Origin of the sequence: Caulobacter hibisci (assembly GCF_016135805.1) — a bacterium.
GTDB lineage: Bacteria > Pseudomonadota > Alphaproteobacteria > Caulobacterales > Caulobacteraceae > Caulobacter > Caulobacter hibisci.
The window spans coordinates 1-25,192 of sequence record NZ_JADWOX010000002.1 but is presented as its reverse complement, the minus strand read 5'-3'; the positions used below and the strand labels follow the sequence as shown (position 1 = coordinate 25,192).

22 protein-coding genes are annotated in these 25,192 nt (G+C 68.4%); 9 read left to right on the top strand and 13 right to left on the bottom strand.

What is annotated here, in order from left to right; all coding sequences use genetic code 11:
- Positions 1-152: 152 nt before the first annotated feature.
- On the bottom strand, positions 153-1,520 hold the full coding sequence (locus I4Q42_RS03400; protein ID WP_198574659.1) for an MFS transporter: 1,368 nt from the start codon (positions 1,518-1,520) through the stop codon (positions 153-155).
- Positions 1,521-1,592: 72 nt separating this feature from the next.
- Here I4Q42_RS03400 and I4Q42_RS03395 point away from each other — a divergent pair, with 72 nt between their 5' ends.
- Both I4Q42_RS03395 and I4Q42_RS03390 read left to right on the top strand, forming a co-directional pair.
- A complete protein-coding gene (locus I4Q42_RS03395; RefSeq protein ID WP_198574658.1) occupies positions 1,593-2,297 on the top strand; it encodes an ArsR/SmtB family transcription factor in 705 nt (234 codons plus the stop codon).
- A 75-nt stretch (positions 2,298-2,372) separates the two neighbouring features.
- Positions 2,373-3,158, top strand: a complete 786-nt coding sequence (locus I4Q42_RS03390) for a glycerophosphoryl diester phosphodiesterase membrane domain-containing protein (RefSeq protein WP_198574657.1) — start codon at positions 2,373-2,375, stop codon at positions 3,156-3,158.
- 21 nt (positions 3,159-3,179) lie between these two features.
- On the opposite strand, the gene I4Q42_RS03385 is transcribed toward I4Q42_RS03390, so the two are convergent.
- The 8 genes from I4Q42_RS03385 to I4Q42_RS03350 all read right to left on the bottom strand — a co-directional run bounded on the left by I4Q42_RS03385 (position 3,180) and on the right by I4Q42_RS03350 (position 13,020).
- On the bottom strand, positions 3,180-4,061 hold the full coding sequence (locus tag I4Q42_RS03385) for an RDD family protein (RefSeq protein ID WP_198574656.1): 882 nt from the start codon (positions 4,059-4,061) through the stop codon (positions 3,180-3,182).
- Positions 4,058-5,065 carry a stage II sporulation protein M gene (locus I4Q42_RS03380; RefSeq protein WP_198574655.1) on the bottom strand — a complete coding sequence of 336 codons (1,008 nt, stop codon included), beginning with the start codon at positions 5,063-5,065 and terminating at the stop codon, positions 4,058-4,060. Before I4Q42_RS03380 ends, I4Q42_RS03385 begins: the two co-directional genes overlap by 4 nt.
- Positions 5,062-6,375, bottom strand: a complete 1,314-nt coding sequence (locus I4Q42_RS03375) for a DUF58 domain-containing protein (protein ID WP_198574654.1) — start codon at positions 6,373-6,375, stop codon at positions 5,062-5,064. The genes I4Q42_RS03380 and I4Q42_RS03375 overlap by 4 nt, the downstream gene beginning before the upstream one ends.
- Entirely contained in the window at positions 6,372-7,328 is a 957-nt protein-coding gene (locus I4Q42_RS03370; RefSeq protein ID WP_408611045.1) for an AAA family ATPase, read from the bottom strand. The genes I4Q42_RS03375 and I4Q42_RS03370 overlap by 4 nt, the downstream gene beginning before the upstream one ends.
- Positions 7,315-8,526, bottom strand: a complete 1,212-nt coding sequence (locus I4Q42_RS03365; protein ID WP_232792840.1) for a hypothetical protein — start codon at positions 8,524-8,526, stop codon at positions 7,315-7,317. Before I4Q42_RS03365 ends, I4Q42_RS03370 begins: the two co-directional genes overlap by 14 nt.
- A complete protein-coding gene (locus I4Q42_RS03360) occupies positions 8,523-9,149 on the bottom strand; it encodes a DUF4129 domain-containing protein (RefSeq protein WP_198574652.1) in 627 nt (208 codons plus the stop codon). Before I4Q42_RS03360 ends, I4Q42_RS03365 begins: the two co-directional genes overlap by 4 nt.
- Before the next feature lie 159 nt (positions 9,150-9,308).
- Positions 9,309-9,953, bottom strand: a complete 645-nt coding sequence (locus I4Q42_RS03355; protein WP_332873011.1) for a response regulator transcription factor — start codon at positions 9,951-9,953, stop codon at positions 9,309-9,311.
- Positions 9,954-9,984: 31 nt separating this feature from the next.
- Entirely contained in the window at positions 9,985-13,020 is a 3,036-nt protein-coding gene (locus I4Q42_RS03350) for a sensor histidine kinase (protein WP_198574650.1), read from the bottom strand.
- Between the two features lie 203 nt (positions 13,021-13,223).
- On the opposite strand from I4Q42_RS03350, the gene I4Q42_RS03345 reads away from it, so the two are divergent.
- From I4Q42_RS03345 to I4Q42_RS03320, 6 genes are all read left to right on the top strand, one after another.
- Positions 13,224-14,177, top strand: a complete 954-nt coding sequence (locus I4Q42_RS03345) for an alpha/beta fold hydrolase (protein WP_198574649.1) — start codon at positions 13,224-13,226, stop codon at positions 14,175-14,177.
- Entirely contained in the window at positions 14,174-14,659 is a 486-nt protein-coding gene (locus I4Q42_RS03340) for a cupin domain-containing protein (RefSeq protein ID WP_198574648.1), read from the top strand. The genes I4Q42_RS03345 and I4Q42_RS03340 overlap by 4 nt, the downstream gene beginning before the upstream one ends.
- Before the next feature lie 544 nt (positions 14,660-15,203).
- Positions 15,204-16,331 (top strand): dsDNA nuclease domain-containing protein, encoded by a 1,128-nt coding sequence (locus I4Q42_RS03335; protein WP_198574647.1) that lies wholly within the window; start codon positions 15,204-15,206, stop codon positions 16,329-16,331.
- On the top strand, positions 16,298-16,870 hold the full coding sequence (locus tag I4Q42_RS03330; protein ID WP_198574646.1) for a hypothetical protein: 573 nt from the start codon (positions 16,298-16,300) through the stop codon (positions 16,868-16,870). The genes I4Q42_RS03335 and I4Q42_RS03330 overlap by 34 nt, the downstream gene beginning before the upstream one ends.
- Positions 16,870-18,771: a hypothetical protein gene (locus I4Q42_RS03325; protein WP_198574645.1), complete on the top strand. Its 1,902-nt coding sequence runs from the start codon at positions 16,870-16,872 to the stop codon at positions 18,769-18,771. The genes I4Q42_RS03330 and I4Q42_RS03325 overlap by 1 nt, the downstream gene beginning before the upstream one ends.
- 63 nt (positions 18,772-18,834) lie before the next feature.
- Positions 18,835-19,797, top strand: a complete 963-nt coding sequence (locus tag I4Q42_RS03320) for a DUF6236 family protein (RefSeq protein WP_198574644.1) — start codon at positions 18,835-18,837, stop codon at positions 19,795-19,797.
- 223 nt (positions 19,798-20,020) lie between these two features.
- On the opposite strand, the gene I4Q42_RS03315 is transcribed toward I4Q42_RS03320, so the two are convergent.
- Positions 20,021-20,833 carry a hypothetical protein gene (locus I4Q42_RS03315; protein ID WP_198574643.1) on the bottom strand — a complete coding sequence of 271 codons (813 nt, stop codon included), beginning with the start codon at positions 20,831-20,833 and terminating at the stop codon, positions 20,021-20,023.
- Between the two features lie 637 nt (positions 20,834-21,470).
- Here I4Q42_RS03315 and dinB point away from each other — a divergent pair.
- Positions 21,471-22,571 carry a DNA polymerase IV gene (dinB, locus tag I4Q42_RS03310; protein WP_198574642.1) on the top strand — a complete coding sequence of 367 codons (1,101 nt, stop codon included), beginning with the start codon at positions 21,471-21,473 and terminating at the stop codon, positions 22,569-22,571.
- 191 nt (positions 22,572-22,762) lie between these two features.
- Here the strand turns inward: dinB and I4Q42_RS03305 are convergent, their stop codons facing one another.
- The 3 genes from I4Q42_RS03305 to I4Q42_RS03295 form a co-directional block, all read right to left on the bottom strand.
- A complete protein-coding gene (locus I4Q42_RS03305; RefSeq protein WP_198574641.1) occupies positions 22,763-23,293 on the bottom strand; it encodes an antirestriction protein ArdA in 531 nt (176 codons plus the stop codon).
- 203 nt (positions 23,294-23,496) lie between these two features.
- Complete coding sequence (locus tag I4Q42_RS03300; protein ID WP_198574640.1) at positions 23,497-24,882, bottom strand: HEPN domain-containing protein; 1,386 nt, start codon at positions 24,880-24,882, stop codon at positions 23,497-23,499.
- 101 nt (positions 24,883-24,983) lie between these two features.
- Positions 24,984-25,192: hypothetical protein (locus tag I4Q42_RS03295; RefSeq protein WP_198574639.1), on the bottom strand; the 209-nt coding region annotated here is incomplete at its 5' end.

Genomic DNA, 25,192 nt, shown 5'->3' with positions numbered 1-25,192 from the left:
GCACGCCGGCTGAAGGTGTAACCACTCACCCTCCCATCGCTGCGCGATGGGCCCCTCCCTCTCTCTAAGAGAGAGGGTTCTCGCCCCCGACGTCCGCAATGAGTGATGAGCTGCCCTCTTCAACCCCTGTCTAAGAGGGAGAGCATCCGAGACTAGCGGTCTGAAGCCTTCCGCGCCGGGGCCAGCAGCACCGCGGCCGCGCCGGCCAGCATCACCGCCGCGACCACCGCCGAGGTCCGCAGGCCCGTGACCATGCCCGCCCCCGCCAGCGCCCCGAAGATCGCCACACCTGCGGCGCCGCCGACCTGGCGGCAGGCGTTGAGCACGCCCGAGGCCGCGCCGGCGTCGTGGCGGTCGACGCTGGCCAGCAGACCGCTGGTCAGGGCCGGGATGGCCAGGCCCATGCCGCCGGGGATCAGGGCGAAGCCCGGCAGCATGTCCAGCAGATCGCTGCCCGCCCCCAGCCGCGCGGTCAGGGCGTAGCCGCAGGCGGCGACCAGCACGCCGCCGCTGGTCACGACCTTGGCCCCGAAGCGGCCGACCAGGGATCCGCTCAGCAGATTGGAGACGATGAAGGTCGCCGTCAGGGGCAGGAAGGCCAGGCCCGCCTTGGCCGGCGCCCAGTGCAGGACGCGCAGCATGTAGAGGCCGAGCACGAAGATCAGGCCGTAATAGGTGAAGTTCAGGGCCGAGCCGACCACCACCGCGCTCCAGGCCGGACGGCGGCGAAAGACGGAAAGCGGCATGGCGGGATGGGGGGCCCGGCGCTCGAACAGCACGAAGCCGACCGCCAGGACCAGGCCCGCGACCAGGGCCGCCAGCGGCGCGCCGCTCCAGCCGCGATGGCCGCCCTCGATCAGCCCGCCGACCAGCAGGGTGACGGCGGCGGCGGCCAGGGCCTGGCCGACGAGGTCGAACGGGACCTTGGGCTTGGCCGGCGCCTCCCGCGCGACCAGCAGGGTCAGGACGGCGCCGATCGCGCAGAGCGGCAGGTTGACGAAGAACACCCAGCGCCAGCCCAGGCTCTCGACCAGCAGGCCGCCCAGCACCGGTCCGGCGGCGATCGAGACGCCGCCGGCGGCGGTCCACCAGCCCACCGCGGCCGCGCGACGGCGGTCGTCGCCATGGGCGGCGCGGGCGATCAGGGCCAGGGACGGCGGGATCAGCAGCGCCCCGGCCGCCCCCTGGGCCGCACGGGCCAGGATCAGGGCCAGCGGACTGGTCGCGAAACCGCAGGCGGCCGAGGCTAGGCCGAACAGCACCAGCCCCGCCAGGAACGCCCGCCGGGGTCCGACCCGGTCGCCGATCGCGCCGGCCGACAGCAGCATGGCCGCCAGGGCCAGGACATAGGCGTCGACCACCCATTGCAGCTGGGCGGTCGGCGCGCCGAAACCATCGCCGATGGCGTCGAGGGCGACATTGACGATGGTCACGTCCAGCTGGGTGACCAGGAAGCCGAAGCTGGCGGCGGCCGTGATCCAAGGCAGGCGGGAGGACTCGATGCTCATGGGCCTCGTCATGCGCCGATCGGGACGCCCAATGCTACACGCAACGATGAACAATCGGGCCGGCGATGGGTCTAGAGTGAGGCCATGGACGCCAATATCGCCACCCCCGCCGCCCTGATCGGCGACCCGGTCCGCGCCGCCATGCTGCAGGCCCTGCAGGACGGGCGCGCTCAGCCGGCCGGCGCCCTGGCCTGGGCGGCCGGGGTCAGCGCCCAGGCGGCCAGCAATCACCTGTCGAAGCTGGTCGAGGGCGGCCTGCTGGCGGTCGAGCGCGAGGGCCGGCACCGCTATTATCGCCTGGCCTCGGCCGAGGTGGCGCACGCCATCGAGGCCCTGTCGGCCATCGCCGCGCCGGTGCGCTCGCTGGAGATCCCGCGCTCGCCAAAGGCCCGCGCCCTGCGGGAGGCCCGCTGCTGCTACGGCCACCTGGCGGGACGGCTGGGGGTGAAGGTCGCCCAGGCGCTGGAGGAACAGGATCTGCTGCGGCCTGCGGACGGCAAGCTCTATGCGGTAACCGAAGCCGGAACGGCCTGGTTCGCCGAGCTGGGCGTCGAGGTCGCCGCCCTCGCCTCCCCGCGCGGCGTCGCCCGCCAGTGCCTGGACTGGACCGAGCGTCGCCACCACCTGGCGGGGCCATTGGGCGTGAAGCTGCTCGACGCCATGACCGCGCGCGGCTGGCTGGCCCAGGCGCCGCAAGGCCGCGCCGTGCGCCTGACGCCGGAAGGCGCCCGCGAACTGCGGGCGCGACTGGGCGTCGATCTCGACGACGACGGCCGCGTGGCCGCGTAAAATTGGAGATTGTAAGCGCCTCGACGCCCTCTAAGCTTGAGCGCGTTGTTTCAGCTTACAGGGGGTATTCACGACATGGCGGACCAAGACAGCGCCGGAGGTCGGTTCGACTTCGGGCGGGTGATACAGAACACCTTCAAGGTGATCGTCGACAACATCGGCCTGTTCGGCGGCGGGGCGCTGTTGCTGGTGACCGCGCCCTCGCTCGTGGGCACGCTGTCGGGCCTGATCGCCTCCGGCGGCACAGTGGCCCCGGCCGGGATCGTCATTGGCGCGATCATCTCCGGCCTGGGCAGCTTCGCGTTGCAGGGCGTGGTGGTGCGCGCCGCGGTCGGCACGCTGAACGGGGCCCCGGTCGCCCCCCGCGAGGCGGCGTCGAGCGGCCTGCGCTTCCTGCTGCCGCTGATCGGCCTGGCCATCATCGCCACTCTGGGCATCTGGCTGGGCATGCTGCTGCTGGTCGTGCCGGGGATCATCCTGAGCGTGATGTGGACCGTGGCGGCGCCGACGCTGGTGGTCGAGAAGAAGGGCGTGTTCGCCAGCCTGGGGCGCAGTCGCGACCTGACCCGCGGCAGCCGCTGGCCGATCTTCGGCCTGTTCGTCGTCTACTTCATCGCGTCCATCATTCTGAGCTTGATCATCCAAGCCATCGGCACGCCGTTGGGCGCGGTCGCCGGCAATGTCTTCGCCCTGCAGAACGCCGAGCTCAGCGTCGGCCTGGTGGTCTTCGTCCTGATCTCGGCCCTGGTGAACGGCGTCCAGGGCGTAGTGATCGCCGCCGGCGTGTCGGCCACCTACTACGAACTGCGCACGAACAAGGAAGGGGCCGCCCCCGACCAGACCGCGGCGGTCTTCGACTGACCCGCCGCCGCTGACCGGACGTCAGGCGTCGTGCTTGTCGCGGCGCCGGACGCCCATCAGCAGCCTGGCCTCCAGCCGCTTGCGCAGGGCCGCGTAGTAGGCGCTGAGGAAGTCGTAGTCGTCTTCGCTGGCGCCGCGGACCCAGCCGATCTTGCCGGCGATGCGGTCGGCCACCGCCCGCATGGTGCGCCGGTCGCGCTGGCGCAGCACGTCCTCGAGCACATGCAGCTCCTTGGCCCCGTAGGCGTCGATCTGGGCAGGGGTGAAGTCGTAGCGCAGCAGGCGCTCGGCGCCCTCGTCGGCCATGTCGCGGATCAGCTTGCGCTTGGGCGCGCGGACCACCCAGGTGCCGCCGATCAGGTCGCCGGCCCGCAGGCGGTCCTTGTTGAACAGCGGGAAGAACACGAACACCCCCGCCCAGGACAGGCCGAGGAAGTACATCCAGCCCTCGACCCCGCCGCCGCCCTCCACGCCGGGCGAGAACAGCAGGGCGATCGGCAGGAACACCTCCAGCTCGCGCATGGCGTTGCGCGCGAAGATCGGGCCCGGCCGTAGCCGTCCCCCGTCGCGCGCGGCCACCCGCAGGCCCATGATCCGCTTGCCCGGCGTGGCCGCGGCCGCCGTCAGCTCGAAGCCGATGAAGTAGAAGTTCCGCAGCAGGAAGAAGCCCAGCAGCCAGAGGACGGCGATCACCTCGCCGCCCTTCAGGCCCGCCGCGGCCAGGGCGCCGACGCCGAGCAGGCCGATCAGCAGCGAGGCGACCACGAGCACGGCGATCATGATCGCTGCGTCCAGCAGGAAGGCGCCGGCGCGCTGGCCGGCGTCGGCCAGTTGCAGCCGCAGGTCGACGCCCTCGGGCGTGACGAACGAGCGCGTCAGCTTGACGGTCGCGGCGTCGCTCACGTCTTCGCCCTCCGGCGCGGTCCATAGAAGTAGAGGCCCCAGATCAGCGCGCTGGCTGCGGCCACAGCATAGCGGGCTGGGGTGGCGACGATCAGCTGCCGCCCGAAACCTTCCAGAAGGCCGGCGAAGAACAGCATGACCACCACCCCGCCCATCACCGTGGCGGCGTGCTGTCCGGCGGCGGCGGCCGAGTCCAGCCGGCTCTTCTCGCCCGGGAAGGCCACGGCCCAGCCGATCCGCAGGCCGGCCGCCCCCGCCAGGCTGACGGCGAACAGCTCGGTCACCCCGTGGATCGCCAGCCAGCCGCCGGCCTCGACGCCGAGGCCGCGGCTGATGAACAGGGCCAGGAACGCGCCCAGGGTCGCACCGGTGTAGAGCACCAGCGCCGCCGACGGCACCGCCAGGGCGAAGCCGAGCGCGAAGGCCAGCAGGGCGACCTGGGCGTTGTGGGTGAACAGGAAGGTGGCGAAGGCCGACAGCCCGTCGCTGTTCTTGGCCCCGGTCAGGGTCGAGCGCAGCATCTCGGTGGTGGCGGCCGGATCGCGGCCGCCCGCCATCTCCTTGGGCATGAAGGCGTAGTACCAGTCGGCCTCCTGCCCCACGAGCCAGCCGGCCACCAGCGCGCCGATGACCAGCAGGGCCACGCTGACCAGGGTCTCGCGCCACAGGCCGCGCACAGCCGCCGGCCACTTCTGGGCGAAGAAGCCGCCCAGCTGGCCGCGCAGGGTCTCGCGCGAGCCGTAGACGAAGAAATAGGCCCGGGCGCTCAGCGTCTCGAGATAATCGATCATGCCGCGGTCCAGCGAGGTGGCCCGCGCCACCGACAGCGACGACAGGGTCGAGCGATAGAGCACCGGCGCGGCCAGGATCTCCTCGTCGGACAGGCTGGACATCGCCCCCTTCTCGACCTTGTCGATCAGCCGTTCCAGCCTGCGCCAGTCGGCCTCGCGCTCCTGGCGGAAACGCTGGCTCTTGAGGCGTCCGTCGACCTTGACGTCGATCACAGGAGATCCCTCCGCTTGAGCTCGACATAGGCGTTGATCAGGGCCGGACCGATCCGCCCGGCCGGGGCCTCGACGATGTGGGCGCCCATGCGGCGCAGGCGGACCATGACGGCCTCGCGCTGGCGCAGCAGGTCGCTGGAGACCACCGCCCGCGAGACGTCGGCCGGCTCGAACGGCTCGGCGGCGGCCATGGTCTCCAGCTCCTCGTCCTGCATGACCACGAACAGCACCAGGTGGCGCCGCAGCAGCCGCGCCGAGGCCTCGATCATCAGCTCGGCGGCGGTCGGGTCGGTGAAGTCGGTGAAGACGACCACCAGCGAGCGACGGCGCAGCTTGGCCGCCAGGGTGTTCAGGGCCAGGGTGTAGTTGGTTTCCTCGGCCGAATAGTCGATGCGGCCGGCGGCGTGCTGCAACTGCTTGAAGGCGTCGAGCCCGCCGACCACCCCGGTCAGCAGTCGTGGCGCGGAGTCGAAGGCGTAGAACCCCGCCCGGTCGCCGGCCCGCAGGCAGGCGTAGCCCAGCAGCAGGCTGGCGTTGATGGCCCGGTCGATCCGGGGCGCGCCGGCGACCGGCTCGCACATGGCCCGGCCGCTGTCCATGGCCAGGATCACATGGTGGTTGCGCTCGGTTCGGAACTCCTTGGCCAGCAGGTGCAGGTGCCGCGCCGACTGCTTCCAGTCGATGGACCGGGGGTCCATGCCCGTCTGGAATTCCTTCAGGGACTCGAACTCGGTCCCCTCGCCCCGGTCGATCTGGGTCTTGCTGCCGATCACCGCGTCGCGGGCCAGCATCCGCACGGCGTCCTCGCGCACGCTCTGCAGGTCGGTCCCGACCGGGGCGTCGATGTCGAGGGCGAAGGCCTTCTGCAGCCACACCAGGCCCAGCGGCCCGGTCCAGCGCACCCACAGCCGATGCAGCCTGCCCTCGCCGCGCCGTTCGGGGGTCAGGGAAAAGTCGAAGGCGGCCGCGCGCGCATCGACCTGGGCGCGGGCGAACCGCGGCTGCAGGCCCAGGCGGTCGTCGGCGTCCAGCGCCGCCTCGGCCCGGCGGGGCGTCAGGCCCTTGCCGAAGCGAGCGATGAAGGCGATCGGCGCCGTGCGCGCCACCGACAGGAAGGGCCGCTCCGGCGCGTCCAGGGCCAGCCGCGAGCGCGAGCCGCCCGACAGCGCGTCGGCGACCATGGCCAGCAGCATGACCGCGACCCACAAAGGGCCAGCCAGCCAACCTGACGGCGCGAGCACGCCGATCACCAGCGCCGCCGGAACTCCGGCGGCGACGGCGACGACGGCGCGGCGCGTGGGATAGATCACCGGGGCGCCGCCACGCGCTCGACCAGGCCAGTGAGCACCTGGTCGACCTTGCGGCCCTCGATCTCGGACGCGGCCGACAGGATCAGGCGGTGGCGCAGGGTCGGCGCGGCCAGGGCCTTGACGTCGTCGGGGATCACATAGTCACGGCTGTCGAGCGCGGCGCGGGCCCGGGCGGCGACGGCCAGCATGGCCCCGGCCCGCGGCGAGGCGCCGGTCTCGATGTCGGTGGACTCGCGCGTGGCCCGCACCAGGTCGACGATGTAGCCCACGACCTCGTCGGTCAGGCGCACCTGGGCGACGGTCTCGATGGCTGCGTCGATGGCGGCCCGCGCCGCCACCGGCTCGACGCCGAAGCTCTTGGGATCCATCTGGCCGGTGCGCGAGCCGTGGGCGACGATGATCGCCCGCTCCTGGGCAGCGCTGGGATAGTCCAGCACGTGCTTGAACAGGAAGCGGTCGAGCTGGGCCTCGGGCAGCGGATAGGTGCCCTGCTGCTCGATCGGGTTCTGGGTGGCGACAACGGTGAAGCGCGGGCTCAGCGGGTGCGACTTGCCGTCGATCGTGACGTGGCGCTCCTGCATGGCTTCAAGCAGGGCGGCCTGGGTCTTGGGCGGCGTGCGGTTGATCTCGTCGGCCAGCAGCAGTTCGCAGAACACCGGCCCGCGCGTCAGGCTGAAGGTCGAGGTCTGGAAGTTGAACAGGTTGGCCCCGATCACGTCGCCGGGCATCAGGTCGGGCGTGAACTGGATGCGGCCGTAGTCGAGGGCGACGGTGCGGGCGAAGCTCTGGGCCAGCAGGGTCTTGGCCGTGCCCGGCGGGCCCTCCAGCAGCACGTGGCCGCCGGCGAACAACGCCGTCAGCAGCAGGTCCACCGCCCCGTCCTGCCCCACCACCGCCTTGCCGATCTCCGACCGGATCCGCGCGGCGAGCGCACCGACTTCACTGACGTCCACGGATAAGCTCCTGCTTCCAATTGTAGAGATCGCGCGCCACGCCCATCAGGTCGGACGGCGAGGCCGTCCGCGCCCGCTCGGCCAGGGCCGAATAGACGTGGGTCGCGCCGATGGTTCGGCTGACGCGATCGAGAAATTCTTCGAGGGCCGGGCCGTCGAGCCCGCGTGGGGCGCCGATGGCCCGGGCGGCCGAGACCTGGATCAGGCGGGCATAGAGCGGCGCCATGCGATGCTCGCGGCGCGCCAGCCGGATCAGGCCCGCGGTGTTGTCGGCCAGGGCGGCCTTGCCCAGGGCGACCGCGCGGCGCGAGCGCAGCGGCGGACCGAACCGCGCGAAGGCCTGGGCGCCGGCCAGCAGCGCCACGGCCACCGCGACCAGGGTCGCGCCCAGCAGCGGCGGTTCGAGCATCAGGCGCATCAGGCTGCGAGTGCGCTTGAAGCCGTGTAGCGTCACGTCGAAGACGATCGGCGCCTCGTCGTCACGGATCAGGTCGAGCATGGCCACGGCCGTGCGGGCGCCGCTCAGCGTCTTCAGCCCCTGGGTGTTCAGGTAGTCGGGATCGGCCAGAACATAGGTCCAGCTGTCGCTGCGCGTGGCCAGCACGATGCCGCCGTCCTGGTCGACCACGACCGGCTGCCAGCCCGGGCCCGCGAGCGTGCGCGGGGTCTCTATGGTCACCGGCGCGCCGAAGGCCTCGCCCGACGGCCGGGCCAGCCGCACCGTGCGCTTGCCCTTGCCGGCGACCAGCCTGGTCCCCTTGCGCAGCGGCTCGGGCAGGACGTTCAGCACCTCGGGCGACTGATCGGCGCCGAAGGTGGTGACCCAGCCCCGGTGCTTGGCCAGGGGCGCGGTGCGCCACTTGGGCAGGACGATCAGGGTCGGGCCGACATGGTCATCGCGGTCCAGCGTGACGGGCGACATGCCCAGGGCCGGCGTCAGGACCAGCAGCCCCTCCTCCGCCGACGCCGACAGCTCGCCACGGCTGGTGACCACCGGCCGCCCCATCAGGTGCAGCAGGCGCACGATCGCCCCGAACCCGTTCGAGGACCGCGACAGGGCGTGGACACCGCCGTCGTCGCCCTTGCGCAGTTCCGGGGCGTAGGCCGACAGCACCGCCAGGCCCGACAGGGAGACGACGCCGACCAGCACCACGACGAGCACCGAGATCGGCGAGAACATGCGGGCGGGCCGGTTCATCCGCGCCATCCTTCCGGCAGGGCGAAGGCCTCGTAGGCGCCGCGGCAGGCGGCGTAGTCGGCCGCATCGACCGGGCGTCCGCCGAACAGGGCGCGCTCGACCAGGCGGGCGATGCCCACAAAGGCCGGACGGGCCGCCTCGGGCAGGGCCGGCAGGGCCGCGATCTCGCGGGCGGTCAGCGAAACCCCCACGGCGCGCGGGCGGCGCTTTTCGATGTCCTGCACGCTGCGCAGCAGGATCAGGTGGGCGGCTTCCATGAACAGGCCCCGCGCCGCCAGTTCGTCGGCGGCGGCCAGCAGGTCGCGCGCCGCGCCGCTGTCCGGACGCCAGGGCGGCTCGTCCAGCACCACGGCCTTGGCCGGCTTGGCCGTCGGCGCGCGCAGCCGGAGGATCTCACGAACGATGGCGTAGAGGATCAAGGCGGCCAGAACGGCCAACCCTCCCCAGAAAATCCACTTCAGGGCCGGCTCGATGAACGCGATCCCCTTGGCGACATAGGCCAGCCACTCGGGAACCTTCATCGGCGTGAAGGCCGTGGGGTCGAACTGGAATCCGGAGTCGCGCGCCAGCCGTGCGTGCGCCGCGGCGACCGCGTCGTCCCCCTTCACTCTCGAAACCGTCACGCCCCCGGTACCCACAATCGCTTCGCGACCGGTCGGAAAGACCATCGCGCTCACAAACCTGCGACTCAACTTTACATCGCCGCGCGAGCTTGACCACCCGCAACCGACGGCTCTCGCGGCCTGGGTCCCGTTCGCGGCGGCTTGCGCCGTCTTTTCGGGCTAGATCTCGATGTAGCCGCGCCGCACGGCGGCGACGACGGCCTGGGTGCGGTCGCCGACGTCGAGCTTGAGATAGATGGTCTTGAGGCAGGCCTTGATGGTGTCGGGCGACACCGACATGCGCCGGGCGATGTCCTTGTTGGCGCGGCCTTCGGCCACCTGCAGCAGGATGGCGCGCTCGCGTTCGGTGAGCGGCTCCTCGAGGGCGTGCAGGGCGATCTGCTGGGCGATCTCGGGCGCCAGGATCCGCCGTCCGGCGTGGACGCTGCGGATGGTGTCGAGCAGCTCCTTGCGGATGCAGTTCTTGAGCAGATAGCCGCTGGCCCCGGCCTTCAGGGCGCGCAGGGCCAGGGTGTCGCCGGGATAGGTGGTCAGGACGATGACGGCCGCGCGGTGGTCCAGGCCGCGGATCCGCTCGATCGCCGCCACGCCGTCCAGGCCAGGCATCTGGATGTCCATCAGGGTCAGGTCCGGCCGCAGCCGGTGGAAGGCCTCCAGGGCCTGCAGGCCGTCGGCGGCCTCGCCGACCACCCGCATGTCGGACTGGCGGTCCACCAGGCCGACGATGCCGTCGCGCAGCATCGGATGATCGTCGACCACCAGCACGCGGATGACGTCCGCGACGCAGGCGCCCGGGACGTCCACCTCAGGATTTCCTATCTGAGGATTTCCCATGTCAGGGCCTCCACGCCAGAACGTCGCGCCACGATGACCACGGGCGCGGCGCATAGGCCGTTCGCGCGGGGACGGTGACGGTTATGCGCGTTCCGGCGCCCGGCTGGCTATCGACTTTGAAGCGCCCACTCAGGGTTCTGGCCCGTTCCCGCATGCCGGCCAGCCCGAAGTGCCCCGCCCGTCCGCCGTCGCGCAGGATTTCCGGCGCGATGCCCCGCCCGTCGTCCACCACCGACACGATCAGTCGGCGCGGGCCGAAGACGACGCGGATCTCGATGCAGCCCGCGCCGGCGTGGGCGCGCGCATTGGCGACCGCCTCGCCGACGATCGCCAGCACCTCTTCGCCCGCGATCTCGTCCAGCGGCCGCGGCGCGCCCTCGACGAAGACGCCGACGGGCGCCCCGCCCTCGCGGCCGTGGGCCTGGGCCAGCTTGGACAGCGCCACTTCCAGGTCCTCGGCCCGGTCGACCGCGCGCAGGTCCAGGACCCGGTCGCGCGCCTGGCCCAGCACCTCGTCGGCGGCGTCCAGCGCCTGCTCCAGCGGGGCCCGCTGCGGCTGTTCGCGCGGCAGGTCCTCGACGAGCAGCTGGAAGCGCAGGATCAGGCCCTGGACGCCCTGCAGCAGGGTGTCGTGCAGCTCGCGGGCGATGCGCTCGCGCTCGGCCAGGCGCTCGTTCATCCGTGCACGGATTCTTTCCGTCACCGTGCGCAGCCGCACGCGGTAGAGCAGCCAGGTCGCGACCGCGAAGGCCAGCAGGCAGAGCACGAAGAACAGGCGCGACTGCCAGAAGGTCGGCGGCACGGTGACCTCGAGCGAGGCGCCCATGGTGTTCCAGACCCCGTCGTCATTGGTCCCGATTACGGTGAACCGATACTGGCCCGGCGGCAGGTTGTTGTAGAAGGCCGTGCGGCGCGACCCGGCCTCGACCCAGGCGTCGTCGATCCCCGCCAGCCGATAGCGGAAGCGCACCCGGCTGGGGGTGCGCAGGCTGAGCGCGGCGTAATCGATCTGCAGCCTGCTGACCCCGACCGGCAGGGTGAGCGGCCCGGTCGTCGCCACCGGGCGACCGCCGGCGGTCACCGAGCGGATCACGATCGGCGGCGGGGTGTCGTTGCGGACCAGGTCGCCCGGCGTGATCCGCATGACGCTGGCCGTGCCCAGGAACCACAGGCGGCCGTCGCCGCCCCGCGCCGCCCGCACCCCGTCATAGCGCGCCGAACCGCTGGTCAGGCCGTCGAGCTCGTCGAACACCCGGTGCGGGATGGGCTCGTCGGGATGGGCGAAGGCCCGGTTGAGGTCGGCGACCGAGAGCCGCACGATGCTGGAAAAGGTGAACAGCCAGGCCTCGCCGTCGGGTGTCTCCAGCATGTAGCGGACATTGCGCAGCCAGGGATGGCGACGCACGTCGATGTGCTCAGTCTTGCCCCCGCCCAACCGCGCCAGGCCGGCCGAGCCGCCGACGACCAGGCCGGCCGCGCCGTCGTGGACGAAGGTCAGGCGGCCGAGCTTCAGCTGCTCTGGGGTCCACTTCGTCGTCTTTTCGCCGTCGATGCGGGTCAGGCTGGAAAAGCCGCTGATGACGATCGGCCGGCCCTGGCGATCGACGGCGAACTGCTCGTCGACGCCGCTGGTGAGCGTCTGGCGGTCGTGCCATCCGGCCTGGTCGTGCATGGCCAGCTTGTGGTCGTTGGACGACACCCACAGCTTGCCGCCGCCGCTGACGGTGCAGATGAAGAACTCCCGCGACTGGTCCATCGGGAAGGTCCGCACCGTGCGGCCGTCGCGCATCTCGTCCACCTTGCCGTCATGCAGCAGGAAGGCGCTGCCCTCGCCGCCGCACAGGTGGATGTTGCGCGGCAGGCCCTGGCGGATTTTGACCGGGGCCTGGTTGGGCCGGATCACGAACAGCGCACCGCCGCCGCTGACATAGACCAGGCCTCGCCCGTCCTCGGCGATGTAATTCTCGTCCGTTCCGGATGGGATAAGCGGCTCCTCGACCACGCTGGGCGCCACGAAGGCGTTGAGACCGCGCGCGCCGCCCGCCCAGATCGTCCCTTCGCGATCGGCGAAGACGATCGTCATCTGGTCGTCGGTCAGGCCGTCCTTGACCCCGAAGGTGCTCGTCACGCCCCGGCCGTTGGGCGTGGAGATGCGGAACAGGCCCGCCGACTCCGTGGCGCCCCACAGGCTGCCGTCGGGGGCAAAGGTGATCTTGGTGCGCCGATGGAAATCGAGCGGCGGATAGTCGGGCAGCCCTCGCGTGCTCGTCCTTCCCGACGGATAGTCGGGCAAGCGGCGCGTGCCGGCCTGGTCTGAGATCCACACGTGGCCCTCGGCGTCCTCGGCCAATCCCGCGCCGCTGCTGACCTTGGCGTCGGTCACCTCGAAGCGGCGCGCGCCCCGGCGCAGAAAGGCCAGCTTGTCCATGGTGACGACCCAGAGCACGCCGTTCCGCGCCGCCAGCAGCGAGAAGACCCAGCCGTCGGGCATGCCCCAGCTCGGACCCAGTTCCTCCCAGCGCCCTTCGCTGAACCGCGACAACGATCGCGTCGGCCGCGCATTGGCCGCCCAGACGACCCCGTCCTCGTCCTGGTCGAGATCGATGATCTGCCGCGACGGATCGGGCATGCCTGTCGAGACGAAGCGGCGGTCGCGGAAGGCCGACACCCCCGCGCCCTGCATCCGACCGACCCACAGCTCGCCGGCCCGGGTCTGCAGCAGTTGGGCGACGCCGTAGGAGACGGTGGGATCGTCGGTCGCCGGAGAGAAGGTGTCGAACGAGACGCCGTCGAACCGCGCCAGACCGTCCGTTCCGGAAAGCCACAGATAGCCGTCCCTGGACTGGACGATGTCGTTGATCCGGCCCGGCTCGACGACCGCGCCCTTCCAGGCGGTATGGCGAAACTGCGTGATCGCCAATGCTTCGGGCTGGGCCAGCGTCTGGGGCGCGGCGGTCAGCAGGATCAGGAACGCGGCGAAGGCCGATCGCAGGCGATGGCCAGGCTTTTGGCGTCGGGGCTTTGCGCGGTCGGTCATGAAGTTCCCTGGAAAACCGGCCCCTGGACCAGACGCAAGCCTGACCAGCACACTGCGCCCAATGCCGCCGCTGTCGCATACCCATCCGGGTAAAAGCTCGCCCCCCGGTTGGCCTTGAGGCTCAAGCACGCCGGCATAACAGTGTCATCGGAAATCGCGGAGACTCCGAGGGACGTCGGCCGCATGCTTCCGGAGAGACACCGATGATCCGCACCGCTCTTGCCGCCCCCGTCGCGGCCGGCCTCGCCCTGGCCGGACTGGCTTTCGCCTCGCCAAGCCAGGCCCAGCCGCCGCCCTTCCCAGCCTCGTTCAAGATCAGCGAGATCCCCGCCAACGGCGCGACGATCCACGTCCGCGTCGGCGGCAAGGGTCCGGCGGTCGTGCTGCTGCACGGCTATGGCGAGACCGGCGACATGTGGGGTCCGCTGGCGACGGACCTCGCCCGCGACCACACCGTCATCGTGCCCGACCTGCGCGGCCTTGGCCTGTCGTCGCGTCCCGCCGGCGGCTACGACAAGAAGACCCAGGCCGGCGACGTGGCCGGGGTGCTCGACGCCCTGAAGATCGACAAGGCCGACCTGGTCACCCACGACATCGGCAACATGGTCGGCTACGCCTTCGCCATGCAGCACCCCGAGCGGGTGACCCGCTTCGTGCTGATCGACGCCCCGGTGCCCGGCATCGGCCCGTGGGAGGAGATCCTCAAGAACCCGCTGCTGTGGCACTTCCGGTTCGGCGGCCCGGACATGGAGCGGCTGGTGGCCGGTCGCGAGCGAATCTATCTCGACCGCTTCTGGAACGAGTTCTCGGCCGACCCGAGCAAGTTCTCCGAAGGCGCCCGCGTCCACTACGCCAAGCTCTACGCCCTGCCCGGCGCCATGCACGCCGGCTTCTCGCAGTTCGCCGCCTTCGACCAGGACGCCATCGACGACAAGGCGATCCTGGCCGAGAAGGGCAAGCTGCCGATGCCCGTCCTGGCCCTGGGCGGCGAGAAGTCGTTCGGCCTGACCATGGCCGCGGTCATGCGCTACACCGCCAGCGACGTCACAGAGGGCGTGATCCCTGCCTCGGGCCACTGGATCATGGAAGAGAACCCGACTGCGACGGTGAAGATCGTCCACGAGTTTCTCGACGCTAAAAAGGACCCCAAGTCGTGAGCGCGGCGCGCTTGCTGGTCGGCGCGGCGGCCCTGGCGGCCGTCGCCCTGGCCGGACCGGTCCGGGCCGAGGATCCGTCCATCCGCCTGACGCCGCCGGAGATCGCCGCCCTCGCCAAGGGCGGGGCCGGCGCCGGCACCTCCGGCGTGGCGGGGATCAAGACCACGATCCTCTACGGCGACCCGACCAAGTCAGGCCCCTACACGATCGAGATCCGGGTGCCGCCCCATACGCGGATCGCCGCCCACAGCCACAAGGACAGCCGCACGGCCGTGGTGGTCTCGGGCGTCTGGTTCTTCGGCTACGGCGCCAAGAACCTCGATCCTCTGGTCAAGGAACTGCCCCCGGGCAGCTTCTACACCGAGCCGGCGGGGGTGGATCACTTCGCCCAGACCCACGACCAGCCGGCCAGCGTCTACATCTTCGGCTTCGGCCCGACGAGCACCGACTACGTCGAGGCCGCCGACGCGCCCAAGCCCTGATCCACGCCTTCCCTTCAGGGAATCCCCGGGCTTCCACGCCCGGGGATCATCCTTCGGAGCCAGCCTTCTGCGGATACGCGGTCACCAGCGGGCCCTTTTCTGGAAAATCGAATCGATGCGCCGTCCGGCCTGACCGTCGCGCCAAGCGACGGGCGCCCGAGGCCGGCACGCTGATGCGCAAGCGCTCGCGAGAAATGCCGCCCCAAAAGGGGTTTGTCTTTAATAATCAGGGAATTGGGAAGGGGGTTGGCGGAGACGGAGTCTGCCACGAAAATGTAAATAGCTGTTTCTAATCATATATTTCGGCTCAAACGGCGTAGCTCTACCCCAGTTCCTACCTACGGTTTGCGGATCGTCCAGGGCCGTCCATCGCCATCCGCCGGCGTCTTTCCGAGGACTTCATGTTCTGGATTGCCCCTGACATCGTCGATCGTGAGCGTCTGCCCGCGCAGGCTTGGATTGCTGAGGGCGCGTTGACATTAAACCCCTGGCTGCATCAACTTGATCAGGGGCGCTGCTTTGCGGCGCGGGGGAAGTAGTCGGAATGCAGCTGGACGTCCTGCCCTCGATCTGGGCGCTCGCGCCCCTCGAGGAAGGTGGCTCAATCGCCCGCACGGGCTTCATCTACCAAGATCACGTGGCCGCGAAGTACTGCCTGATCATGCTCGAAGATCCGAGCCTGAAAGAGGTGTGGTGCGAGGCCGAAGACGACATCACTCTGATCTGGAATTGTGATGGCGTGGATGCGGTCGAACTCGTTCAGGTCAAATCCGACAATCCCGACCAGCTTTGGTCGATGGCGATGTTGTGCAGCGGTGGCTCCTCGTCGATAGCCGCCAAATCCTTGGCTCATGATCGTTGCGCCGAGCCCTGCACATTCCGGCTCGTCACCCGTGTCGGCGTCCATTCGGACCTTGCACTCCTTCGCCTGCCGACCGGTCACGACGAACGGAAGTTAGGCAAGCCGGACATGCTAGGTTTGCATCGCGACGTCTGCGAACGGCTTGGCGATATCGCTTCGCCTCGTGGACGATCGGCCTCCCACTGGGTGAGCGATCTGGTCTGGGAGGTCGCCGAGTCCGCAACAGCGCTGGAAAACGCCAACCTCAAGATGCTCGACGCCTGGCTCGAAAAGCAAGGCGAAGTGCTTTTCTCGGACCAGCGAAAGGATCTCTACGAACGCGTCCTGCGTCGGATGATGAAGGCGTCCCTCCCCCGTTGGCGTGACGGCGCGGAGGCCAAGAAACTGGGGCGAGAACTTTTCCTGCAATGGATGCGGGGCCAGATCGCCGAAGTGAAGGGCATTTCGTCCAACAAGGCGGGCGAGATCATGCGCCGAAAGATGGATGACGCCGGCATCGAGACCGGCGTGATCGATACGGCCGAGGACCTGCGCCGCCGTTACCGGCAGCGCGAGCTGGACCCCAAGTACATGGCCGACAGCGGGACCGCGGAGATGGAAGCCGAGGCCATCGCCACGTTGAACCACCTGCTAAGCCAGCTCGACAGCGGCGCGCTTGCGGTCAATGGCGTCGCCTTTCACGGCGCCTGCCTGAACGCGCTGGCCGCTTTGAAAACAAGCTTTCCTGGAGCTACCTTAAGCGCGCTGCAGGCTGTGATGTATGTGGCGGCCGAACGGTGTCGTCATCGCTTTATTCCGGCGCGCGCATGAAGGCGCTGAGACATCACGCCTCCCGCCCAGCCGCCCTTCCGCTGTTGGCGGACGACGTGCTGGAATTCCATGCTGGACGCCTCCTCCTGCTCCTTCTGACCTGCGGCGTCAGCGGTAAGGTTCGAGGCTTGACCAAAATGGCCAAGCTGGACTTCTTCATCCGCTATCCGGACTTTTTCAATGTGGTCCAAGGTCAGGGCGTCGAGGGCGCACCGATTGAGGCGGCCATGGTGCGACACCATTACGGCCCCTGGGACAAGCGCTACTATCACGTCCTGGCCTTCCTGGAGGCCCGCGCCCTGATCGCGGTGAGCAAACCGGGAAAATCAGTGCACCTGGCTCTGACCAAGACCGGAAAAAAGCTCGCCCGCAAACTGCTCGAAGAGCCGTCCTTCGCCCCTCTCGTCGCCCATATGCGGCAGGTCAACGAGGCGTTCGGCGCTCGTACCGGCAATGAGCTGAAGGACCTGATCTACCAGACCTTCGGCGAAGACGTCAGCGATCGGCCGCTCGGCCACATTATTGGAAGCGAGGGCTGATGCGCTCCCGACTGGTCATCCACACCCTGACGCGCACCCCTCGCGAGGGCGAGGACGAAAGCCTCAAGTTCAAGCTGGGCGTCAATGTCATTGTGGGCCAACAGAACTCCGGCAAGAGCACCTGGCTCAAGATGCTGGACTTCCTCCTGTTCGAAACCGACTCCGCCAAAACGCGGTTCGACCCGGTCATCGTGAGCAAGTACAAGGGCGTCTCAGCGGACATGACGGCCGGCGATCGACGCCTGGTTCTTTCCCGGCAGTGGGATGAGGACGGGGCGCGCTCGGTCCTTCTGATCGACAACGAGCGAATATCCGCCCCCGAGGCCGAGAGCCTCCTGCTCCGACTCCTGCAGATCCCTGAGTTGCGATACCCGCAAGGCGCAGCTTCAAGCGAACGCACCTGGCCAACGCTCGGTTGGCGCTCGATCTATCGACACATCTATCGGCGCCAGGAATTCTGGAACGAGCTGGTGGCTCGCCAGCCCGATAGCGAACAGCATGCGGTGCTCTTGCAGTTCCTCGGCTTGGCCGAAAAGCTCTTTTCCGAGGATCTTGCCAAGCTGGTGGATAAGCGGCGCGAGATTGCTCGGGCGGAGAACCGCAAGGACTTCTTCTTCCAACTGGTCCAGCAGATCGCTCCGGGCCTGTTTGCTGAACAGGAATTGCAGGTCGGACTGACCGAAGCGTCGATTGAAACGGCCAAGCGCCGACTGGATGCCGAAATTGGCGAACTGATCGTGGATCGCTCAGCCGAGCTCGAAAGGATACGACAGCTGGTCGATCTTGGCCGAGACGATCTCCAGGCCCTTCTTTCCCGGCGCGCCGAAGTGCTCGCGGACCGCGGAGCGGCCGTATCCGCCGTCGCCAAACTGGAGCGTCGCCTCACCGAACTGCGTGACTATCGCCAAACCCTTGGCCGAGAACGCGAACGCCTGACCCGAGCCGAAGTCTCCGCATCGATTTTCTCTGACCTGCGCATCACCCACTGCCCGGCTTGCGACCAGTCGGTCGAGGCCCGCCACGCCAAGCCCGGCTGCTGTTTTCTCTGCGACCAGGCGCTGGCCTCCGAAGACGGCTCGGACGCCACGGCCAAAGCGCGCCTGAAGTTCGAACAGGAACAGATCGCCAAAGAAGTCGCGGAGGCCGGAGAGCTTATTGCGGCCGCCCAGCGCGAGCTGACTGACCGGGCAAGAGAGGTCACACTTCTGGAAAGAGCGCTCGAAGCCTTGGAAACGACGCTGCGCCCCTTCCAGGCGAACGCCAGCCAGTTGGTGCCCGAGAGCGTCGCGCTGCTTGACCAGAAGATCGGCGGCCTGGGCGCCCGCAAGCAAAGCCTCGACCGTCTCTACGACCCGCTGCGGGAGCGAGACGCCTTCTCCGCTCGTATTGACCAGCTCCGCCGCGAAGCTCTCGACCTTGAGGCTCGCGTGGCCGCCCATGAAGAGGGCGCATCCTTCGAGTCCGCCTCCGACTGGCTTAGCGAAGGGTTCACAACCTACCTCAACCGTATCCGGGCGATGGATCCGCAGACCTGGACCAAGGGCGGCGCGGTGACGGTTCGGGTGAGCGATCGCAAGACGAATTTCTTCATCGACGGCAAACCAGCAAAGACGCAGCTGGGCGGGACGCTGACGATCTACTTCTCGTTTGCCTACCAGTATGCGCTGCTCGACCTCATGCGGCGGCCAGGCACCCACTATCCTGGCTTGGCGGTGCTAGACGCCTTCCCCGATATCGCCAAGGGCGCGGGACTGCGCACGCCAATGGGCGTGGTGTTGCGTCCCTTCGTCGAGCTTGCCGCGCAGCAGGAAATCGCCCCCGTCCAGGTGATCCTGACCGCGCGGGATTTTCCAACCTCGGAGCCGGTTCATTTCATTCCCTTGCGCGACGTGTGGCGCTAGCGCGCCGGACGCAAAACCCTGACAGCATGCTCTACTGTTGCGCAAGCCGCGCGTGGGGGAACCATGAAGCTTAGAAACGGCAAGGATGGGACCGGCGGGCGCCAGCCCGGGGATGGGCAAGGCGCACAAGCCAAGAAACTGCGCTCCACGGCAGAGGTGCAACTCATCACCCAAGGCCTGGAGCGCGGCGAGCGTGGCGCGGTCCTGGCGATGATCGACTTGCCCACCCAGGAGGGCGGCACGAACCAGCGCTATGCGGAGGCCGAGCTCGTGGCCGACCTGGCGGTTCCACTCGTCTATTTCGAGCGCCTGGATGTCCCCAACGGCCTGCTCCATGGCCGCCCCAGGTCCTTGCTAGAGACCGATGCGCTGGAAGCGCACGTACAGCGCTCGTTCGTCGATTTCGGAAAGGATGGCTCAGCCTATCCGGCCCTGATCCCGTTCATGGTCTATCAGAAGCTCAACGCGCGCGACCCAGGCGGTTGGGCGATCTGGGAACAGGACGGGCAGGCGCTGATCCCCGGCTACGAGCTGGAACCTGGCCTGGGCTTTCGCCTGGACTTGCAACGCGCCTTCATCGTGCCCAGCCGCGCTTTGCCCGTCGACGACATTCTGGCCTTTCGCCGGCGCTATCGCGAGGACCTGACAAGCCTGCGACTGCACATCGACGAGTTGTGCGCCAAGATCGCGGCGAACGGTTTGGACCGGGCGGCGATCCGCACAGAGATCGAGCGCTTCGACAGTGAGCTGGCCCGCTACACCAAGACCGTCGCGGGCTGGAACAACCGCAAGGCCGTGGCGGACCTGTCTATCTCGATGAACTGGACTAAGGCCTTCGCCGCGGCGGGGGCGACGACCGTGGCTGCCACGGCCCTTCCCATCGAGTTGCCCGTCGCAGCGCCGGTACTGGCCCTGCTCGGTGCAGCCGCCGCTGGCCTTAAGATCGAAACCACGGCCGGCCTCAAGCGCGAAGAGACGCGGTCACCGTTTCGCTACTTCGGCGCCATCCGTCACGAGCTTGATTGAAGGCCAGCTAGGCTGGCGCGGCGGTGGGGCGGACGCCGGCTCGTGCCCATCGGCGCGAGGGCGAGGCGGTGCACCAGATCGCCCACCAGCGCTACGACCTGAGCGACGTTCTGGCGACCTTGTAGGACTGCGGCCCGGAGCCGGGCGACCTGGGCCGAGCGCGCGCCAGCCGCAACGTCTGCCGCCCCCCCCCCTGCGCTCCGAAAGCCTTGGCCGCGATGACTTACCGAGACGGGGCCAGATCGAACTTCGCAATCACCTGCTCGTCGATGTGCCGAGCAAATTCCACGGCCGCCCTTCCGACGACGAAGAGGTCATCCATGGAGACCTCGAGGGGCTGACCCTTGGTCGCCACAACACCGAACGGGCGCAGCGCCCGCAGGAACTTCTCGCCAACCTTCGCGCGGCTATGCACCATGCAGTTGCGGGTTTCGATCAGCTCGACGACGCTTGGAAAGGCGGGAATTTTCCTCAGGTCGCTGACGCCGAGATGGGTATGGAGCCAGTCGCACTGACCCTCCAGGCCAAGATAGGCGACGCCCAACAGCTTTCGCTCGATGAGATGGGCCCTCAACTCGTCCATGCTGTCGTAGTTCAAAAGGACGTCGGTCGGTACGCTGTCCTTGGTCGATCGGATAAGGTTTGGCTGCGCGCGCATGCACTCGGCCATCACGTCGACGACATAGGTCATCAGATTGTCCGCCACCCGAATATAGACCATCTCGAAAAGCTGGCTCTGGATGGCTTGGAGCTTCCGCAGGTGCGGCCCGATCGCGTTGGGGAGCGGCACGTGGGGATCAAACCCCTTGGGCAACTGGCTGTCGCCATTGGTGATCGCCGCCGCGACATGGGCGGCGTTGTCGGCGAAAACGGCGCTGCTGGTCGCTGTGAGGAGCACCCCGAAAGCACCGGTGTGGTGATGAACGAACGCGCCCGCCGCCGCCGATTGCCTGGCAGGAAACGTGAAAGCCACCTCGTCCGCCGCCGCGCTGGCTAATGCGTTGAGCGCCTGCCTGGTCCAATCGTTGCTTATCATCCGACCATCATAGCCCGTCCCGCCTAGGTTAGGGCAGACCACTTCCCCCTAACCCCGGCGTGCCTGGGCGTCGCCGGGCCGGCGATCTTGCTGGGATTGACGTCGGCGCAGGCGTCGCTCGCCGGCTCGGTGATCCCGCCAGATGGCGGGCGTCCACAGCGCCTCGCCTACAGCAAAACGGCCCCGGCGCCGGAGGCGCCTGGGGCCGTCAGATGGACGCGATCGCCGCGATCATCGAGTGAAGCATCAGCTTCTTGAAGAACTCAACGGAACTACGGAGCAACTTTTGGGTCAAGGCGGTCAGGGTCATGATCTTACTCCACGCATAGGAGACCAACGTCTCGAGGGTGAGGAGGAGAAGGCCATGAGCGAGGGCCGACAGGATCCAGCAGAGACTTGATGCGATCGTTCCCTCCAGGAGGAATGCGTGCCCAGCACCACAGAGCGAAGCCTACCCTTAGGCTCATTTTGAGCATAAGTCAGGCCTGCCGCTGGCGGCACTAAGGAGGCCTGGACCGACACCCTGCGCGCCGGGTTCGCAACACGCCCTACGGCGCCTGGCGCGTTGAACGGACAGTCAGAGTTTGTTCATGTTCCGTTCGCGCCACGTCCCATGGCGTGCTAAGATGGAGTCGAGATGACCCCAGACCCGCGCCCCGACCCAGGATCGCCCCCGCGCAAGATCATCCATATCGACATGGACGCCTTCTTCGCGTCGGTTGAGCAGCGCGATGATCCGGCTTTGCGCGGCCGTCCCCTGGCCGTGGGCCATGGCGCGCGACGCGGCGTGGTGGCGGCCGCCAGCTACGAGGCGCGCAAGTTTGGGGTGCGATCGGCCATGCCCTCGACCACCGCCCTGCGCCTGTGTCCGCAGCTGGTGTTCACCCCGCCAAGGTTCGAAGTCTACAAGGCCGTGTCGCGCCAGATCCACGCGATCTTCGCCGACTATGCCGACGCCATCGAGCCGCTGTCGTTGGACGAGGCCTATCTCGATGTGACCGCCAACCGCGCGGGCCTGCCCACCGCCACCGACACCGCCCGCGAGATCCGTGCCCGGATCCTCGCCGAAACCGGCCTGACGGCTTCGGCCGGGATTTCCTACAACAAGTTTCTGGCCAAACTGGCTTCGGATCAGAACAAGCCCAACGGCCAGTTCGTGGTCGCGCCAGGCAAGGGCGAGGCCTTCGTCGCGGGGCTCCCGGTGGGCCGCTTCCACGGCGTGGGCACGGTCACCGAGGCCAAGATGCGCAGGCTGGGGATCGAGACCGGCGAGGACCTTCGCCGCCAGTCGATGGCGTTCTTGGCCCAGCATTTCGGCAAGTCCGGGCCGTGGTTTCACGGGATCGCGCGGGGCGAGGACCACCGCCCGGTCAATGCCGACCGGGTGCGTAAGTCCTCGGGCAGCGAGACGACGTTCGAGACCGACCTGACCGATCCGGCGACCATCACCGCCGAGGTCGAGGCCCTGGCCGAAAAGGTCCATGGCTGGTGCGCGCGCGCCCAGGCGTTTGGGCGCACGGTGACGGTGAAGGTCAAATACGCCGACTTCCAGCAGGCCACCCGCAGCCGCTCGGCCAGCGGCGCCGTGACCGATCCGGCGGCCCTGCGCCGCATGGCCCGCGACCTCGTCTCCAGCGTCCTACCCGCCCGCCTGGGCATTCGTCTCCTGGGCGTGACCGTCTCCAATTTCGAGGCCGTCAGCGCCACCGCCGTCGAACAGCCGGCGCTGCTCGCCTAGCCACCCGTTCCCGCCTGCTCTAGGGTCGTTCCATGCCCCCTCGCCTACGCCCGATCCCCGCCTGCTCACCCCTGCCGGATGGACGGGCCTGGCCGCGCTGGCGGCCCTGGCCGTGGCGGCGGCCCTGGCCGTGGCGGCGGCATTGCTGCTGATCCTGCGCTAGCCCAATAGAGGGCGCCCTAGGGCGCGCCTCAGCGCGTCCAGAACACGTGCATCTCGTCATGGGCGGTCTCGAGGGTGAAGACCTCGCCGCCCGCCACCGCGTCGCGGGCCATGGCCTCGTAGTCGATGTAGAAGCGCAAGGCCTCGGGGATTTCGACAGTTTCCTCGGTCCGCGCCTGGAAGCACTCGAACAGGGAAGCGTATTGGCCCTGGTACTGCTCCTCTAGGGCCTCCACCGCCGCGTCGAGGTCACCGCCCAGGTGCTCCAGCACCAAGGCCCCCAAGCGCCCACGGGCGCGGACGAACCCGGCGATGGCGGCCACGCGATCGAGGCTGGCGAACTCGCCGACCTCCACACCGCCAAAGCCCTCATGGTCATGAATGGCCCACTCTTCCGCGCCCGGCTCGGGCGAGGCAGCCAGCATTGCGGCGACAGCCTCGCGCACGGCGTCGGCGTCCTCGTCCACGGCGATCCAGGCGCCATGCAGGCGGCCGGCGTTATAGGCCGCAAGGCAGGCGACATAGACGCGGGGCTCAAGGGTTTCAGCGGCTTGTCCCATGGTCCTCATCCTCAAGGCAGGGGTTCGACATCGAACCCTTGCCCGTCGGCGAGACCGGGGGTGCAAGCGGAGGGACGGCTTCGCGGGGACCCGGCTGCAGGACGGCCGCAAGGCCGGTCGAAGCTGGGCGGAAGCCGATCCGAAGCGCGCTCGGGGCGGAGCCCCAATCCTTGCCGTGGACGATCGCCGCAAGCCGCAGATTGCTAGGCTGGAGCCTTCAGTTGCGCCGTGAGCGCGTCCAACAACGCCTTGGCCCTGCGGGCGTCGTACATCCCCTTCAGCGGATCAGCGCCAGGATCGCCAAGCAGATCGTCCAACCAGTGATCATCGGGCGGATCGGTTTCAGATCTCAGCAACGCGACTTCGGCGCGCAGCACGCGGGCGCAATAGCTGCGTAGCGTGGCATGGTGGCGCTCCTGTTCGGGCGTGAGACGGCTGTGCCCGCGATGGACGATCTCCGAGCGCACCTTGTAGATCGTCCCGAAGGTTTCCAGGATATGGTTGCGCTCGGTCATGTCCTTGCCGATCAGGTAGGCCACGCGATTGCGGATCAGCTCGCTGATCCCAAGCTTGGGCTGGTCGCCTTTCAGCTCCTCTCCGACCAGGATCTCCAGGCAGACCATGGTCTGGATGAAGCAGAGGAGTTGGCTGTCGCCGCCGCGGCTTTCAAAGAACCACTGTGCGCCGAGCAGCAGCCGCTCGCGCGTGGCCTCAGGCGCGCGCAGGACACGGCTGATTGCGCTGATCTTTCCTCCGATCGTGCGTCCCCATGCCGCGCGCGAGGTGACATCGGCTCCGGGACCGATCGACAGGGTCAGGATCGTATCGCTGAGCGCCCGGCCAAAGTGTGCGGACGTCTCGTAACGATAGGTGTCGTCAGCTTGGCGCTGGAAGATGTGCGCCTTGGCGTAGGTCTCCTCCCGGTCCCATTCGGGGATCGAATAAGCGGTCAACTCCAGAGCCAGCATCAAGCCGAGGATCGCTTTGGTGCGGTCCAACCCCAGGAAGTAAGGCCGGGTTCCCTGCCAGACGTTGACGACCCCTTCGACCCCGACCAGCAGCTGAGCCTTGGTGGCGCCTGCCAAGGGGAAGATCGGCGTCGTCTCTCCCCGATCGCGCGGGTCGGGATCCAGATAGCGCCCCGCGACGCCCTTGCCGCGTGCGATGCTGACGCCGTCGCCAAGATCCCAGGCAAAGTCCAGAGGTAGTCGAGCCGACACCGCCGCCGGAAGCTCCATGGTGAAGCGGTATGACCAAGGGAGCGTCTCCATCGCCACGACGATCTCTTCGGCGAGCGCATCGAGGTTGGAAAACTCGGGGATGGAGGACAGGGGCGCTCGGCTGTCCGGCGTGGGCTCCAAATGACGAAACCTTGGCAGCAAGAAGCCGTAGATCAGTTCAGTCATCGGGGCGTCGCTGATGTAGGTGCGCAGGCGCTCCCTATCGGCCAGATCGAGTGCGCCAAGCGCGTCTTCAAAGCGTCTCGCGGAGTCCGCAGGCAGCGAGCGGTTGCCGATCACATCGGCCTGCTCAAGCGCATATTTCAACGACACCAGCAGCTTTGTGCGCTGCTTAGGTTTGAAGATCATCGCGCCTCGCCCTCCTGAGGCTACGCCGTTGCGCCCGGACAGAGCGCTACCTTAGCGATCGGCGCACCCGGGCGACAACTGCGCCCCTGCCTAGGATAAAGCTAGGTTCGATACTCGATCGGCAAGCCCAAGCATCGGAAGATCAATCCGCCTTCGGTCATGGCGAACAGGATGTCCGACAGGCCCAGAGGGCGCGAATGGGCCACATCATTGCGAATGTTGTAGAGCCGGAGGAGGGACACGCGCAGGTTCAGCGGGCAACGGAAGGCAGCGGCGAACTCGGGCCAGTTGTTCTTGGCGACGATGATAT

What these genes read in the sequence shown, in the direction of transcription:
- I4Q42_RS03335 (WP_198574647.1), top strand. Translation starts at nt 15,204, where the DNA reads ATGCAGCTGGACGTCCTGCCCTCGATCTGGGCGCTCGCGCCCCTCGAG.
- I4Q42_RS03395 (WP_198574658.1), top strand. Translation starts at nt 1,593, where the DNA reads ATGGACGCCAATATCGCCACCCCCGCCGCCCTGATCGGCGACCCGGTC.
- I4Q42_RS03365 (WP_232792840.1), bottom strand. Translation starts at nt 8,526, where the DNA reads ATGAACCGGCCCGCCCGCATGTTCTCGCCGATCTCGGTGCTCGTCGTG.
- I4Q42_RS03390 (WP_198574657.1), top strand. Translation starts at nt 2,373, where the DNA reads ATGGCGGACCAAGACAGCGCCGGAGGTCGGTTCGACTTCGGGCGGGTG.
- I4Q42_RS03400 (WP_198574659.1), bottom strand. Translation starts at nt 1,520, where the DNA reads ATGACGAGGCCCATGAGCATCGAGTCCTCCCGCCTGCCTTGGATCACG.
- I4Q42_RS03315 (WP_198574643.1), bottom strand. Translation starts at nt 20,833, where the DNA reads ATGATAAGCAACGATTGGACCAGGCAGGCGCTCAACGCATTAGCCAGC.
- I4Q42_RS03325 (WP_198574645.1), top strand. Translation starts at nt 16,870, where the DNA reads ATGCGCTCCCGACTGGTCATCCACACCCTGACGCGCACCCCTCGCGAG.
- I4Q42_RS03305 (WP_198574641.1), bottom strand. Translation starts at nt 23,293, where the DNA reads ATGGGACAAGCCGCTGAAACCCTTGAGCCCCGCGTCTATGTCGCCTGC.
- I4Q42_RS03320 (WP_198574644.1), top strand. Translation starts at nt 18,835, where the DNA reads ATGAAGCTTAGAAACGGCAAGGATGGGACCGGCGGGCGCCAGCCCGGG.
- I4Q42_RS03345 (WP_198574649.1), top strand. Translation starts at nt 13,224, where the DNA reads ATGATCCGCACCGCTCTTGCCGCCCCCGTCGCGGCCGGCCTCGCCCTG.
- I4Q42_RS03350 (WP_198574650.1), bottom strand. Translation starts at nt 13,020, where the DNA reads ATGACCGACCGCGCAAAGCCCCGACGCCAAAAGCCTGGCCATCGCCTG.
- I4Q42_RS03300 (WP_198574640.1), bottom strand. Translation starts at nt 24,882, where the DNA reads ATGATCTTCAAACCTAAGCAGCGCACAAAGCTGCTGGTGTCGTTGAAA.
- dinB (WP_198574642.1), top strand. Translation starts at nt 21,471, where the DNA reads ATGACCCCAGACCCGCGCCCCGACCCAGGATCGCCCCCGCGCAAGATC.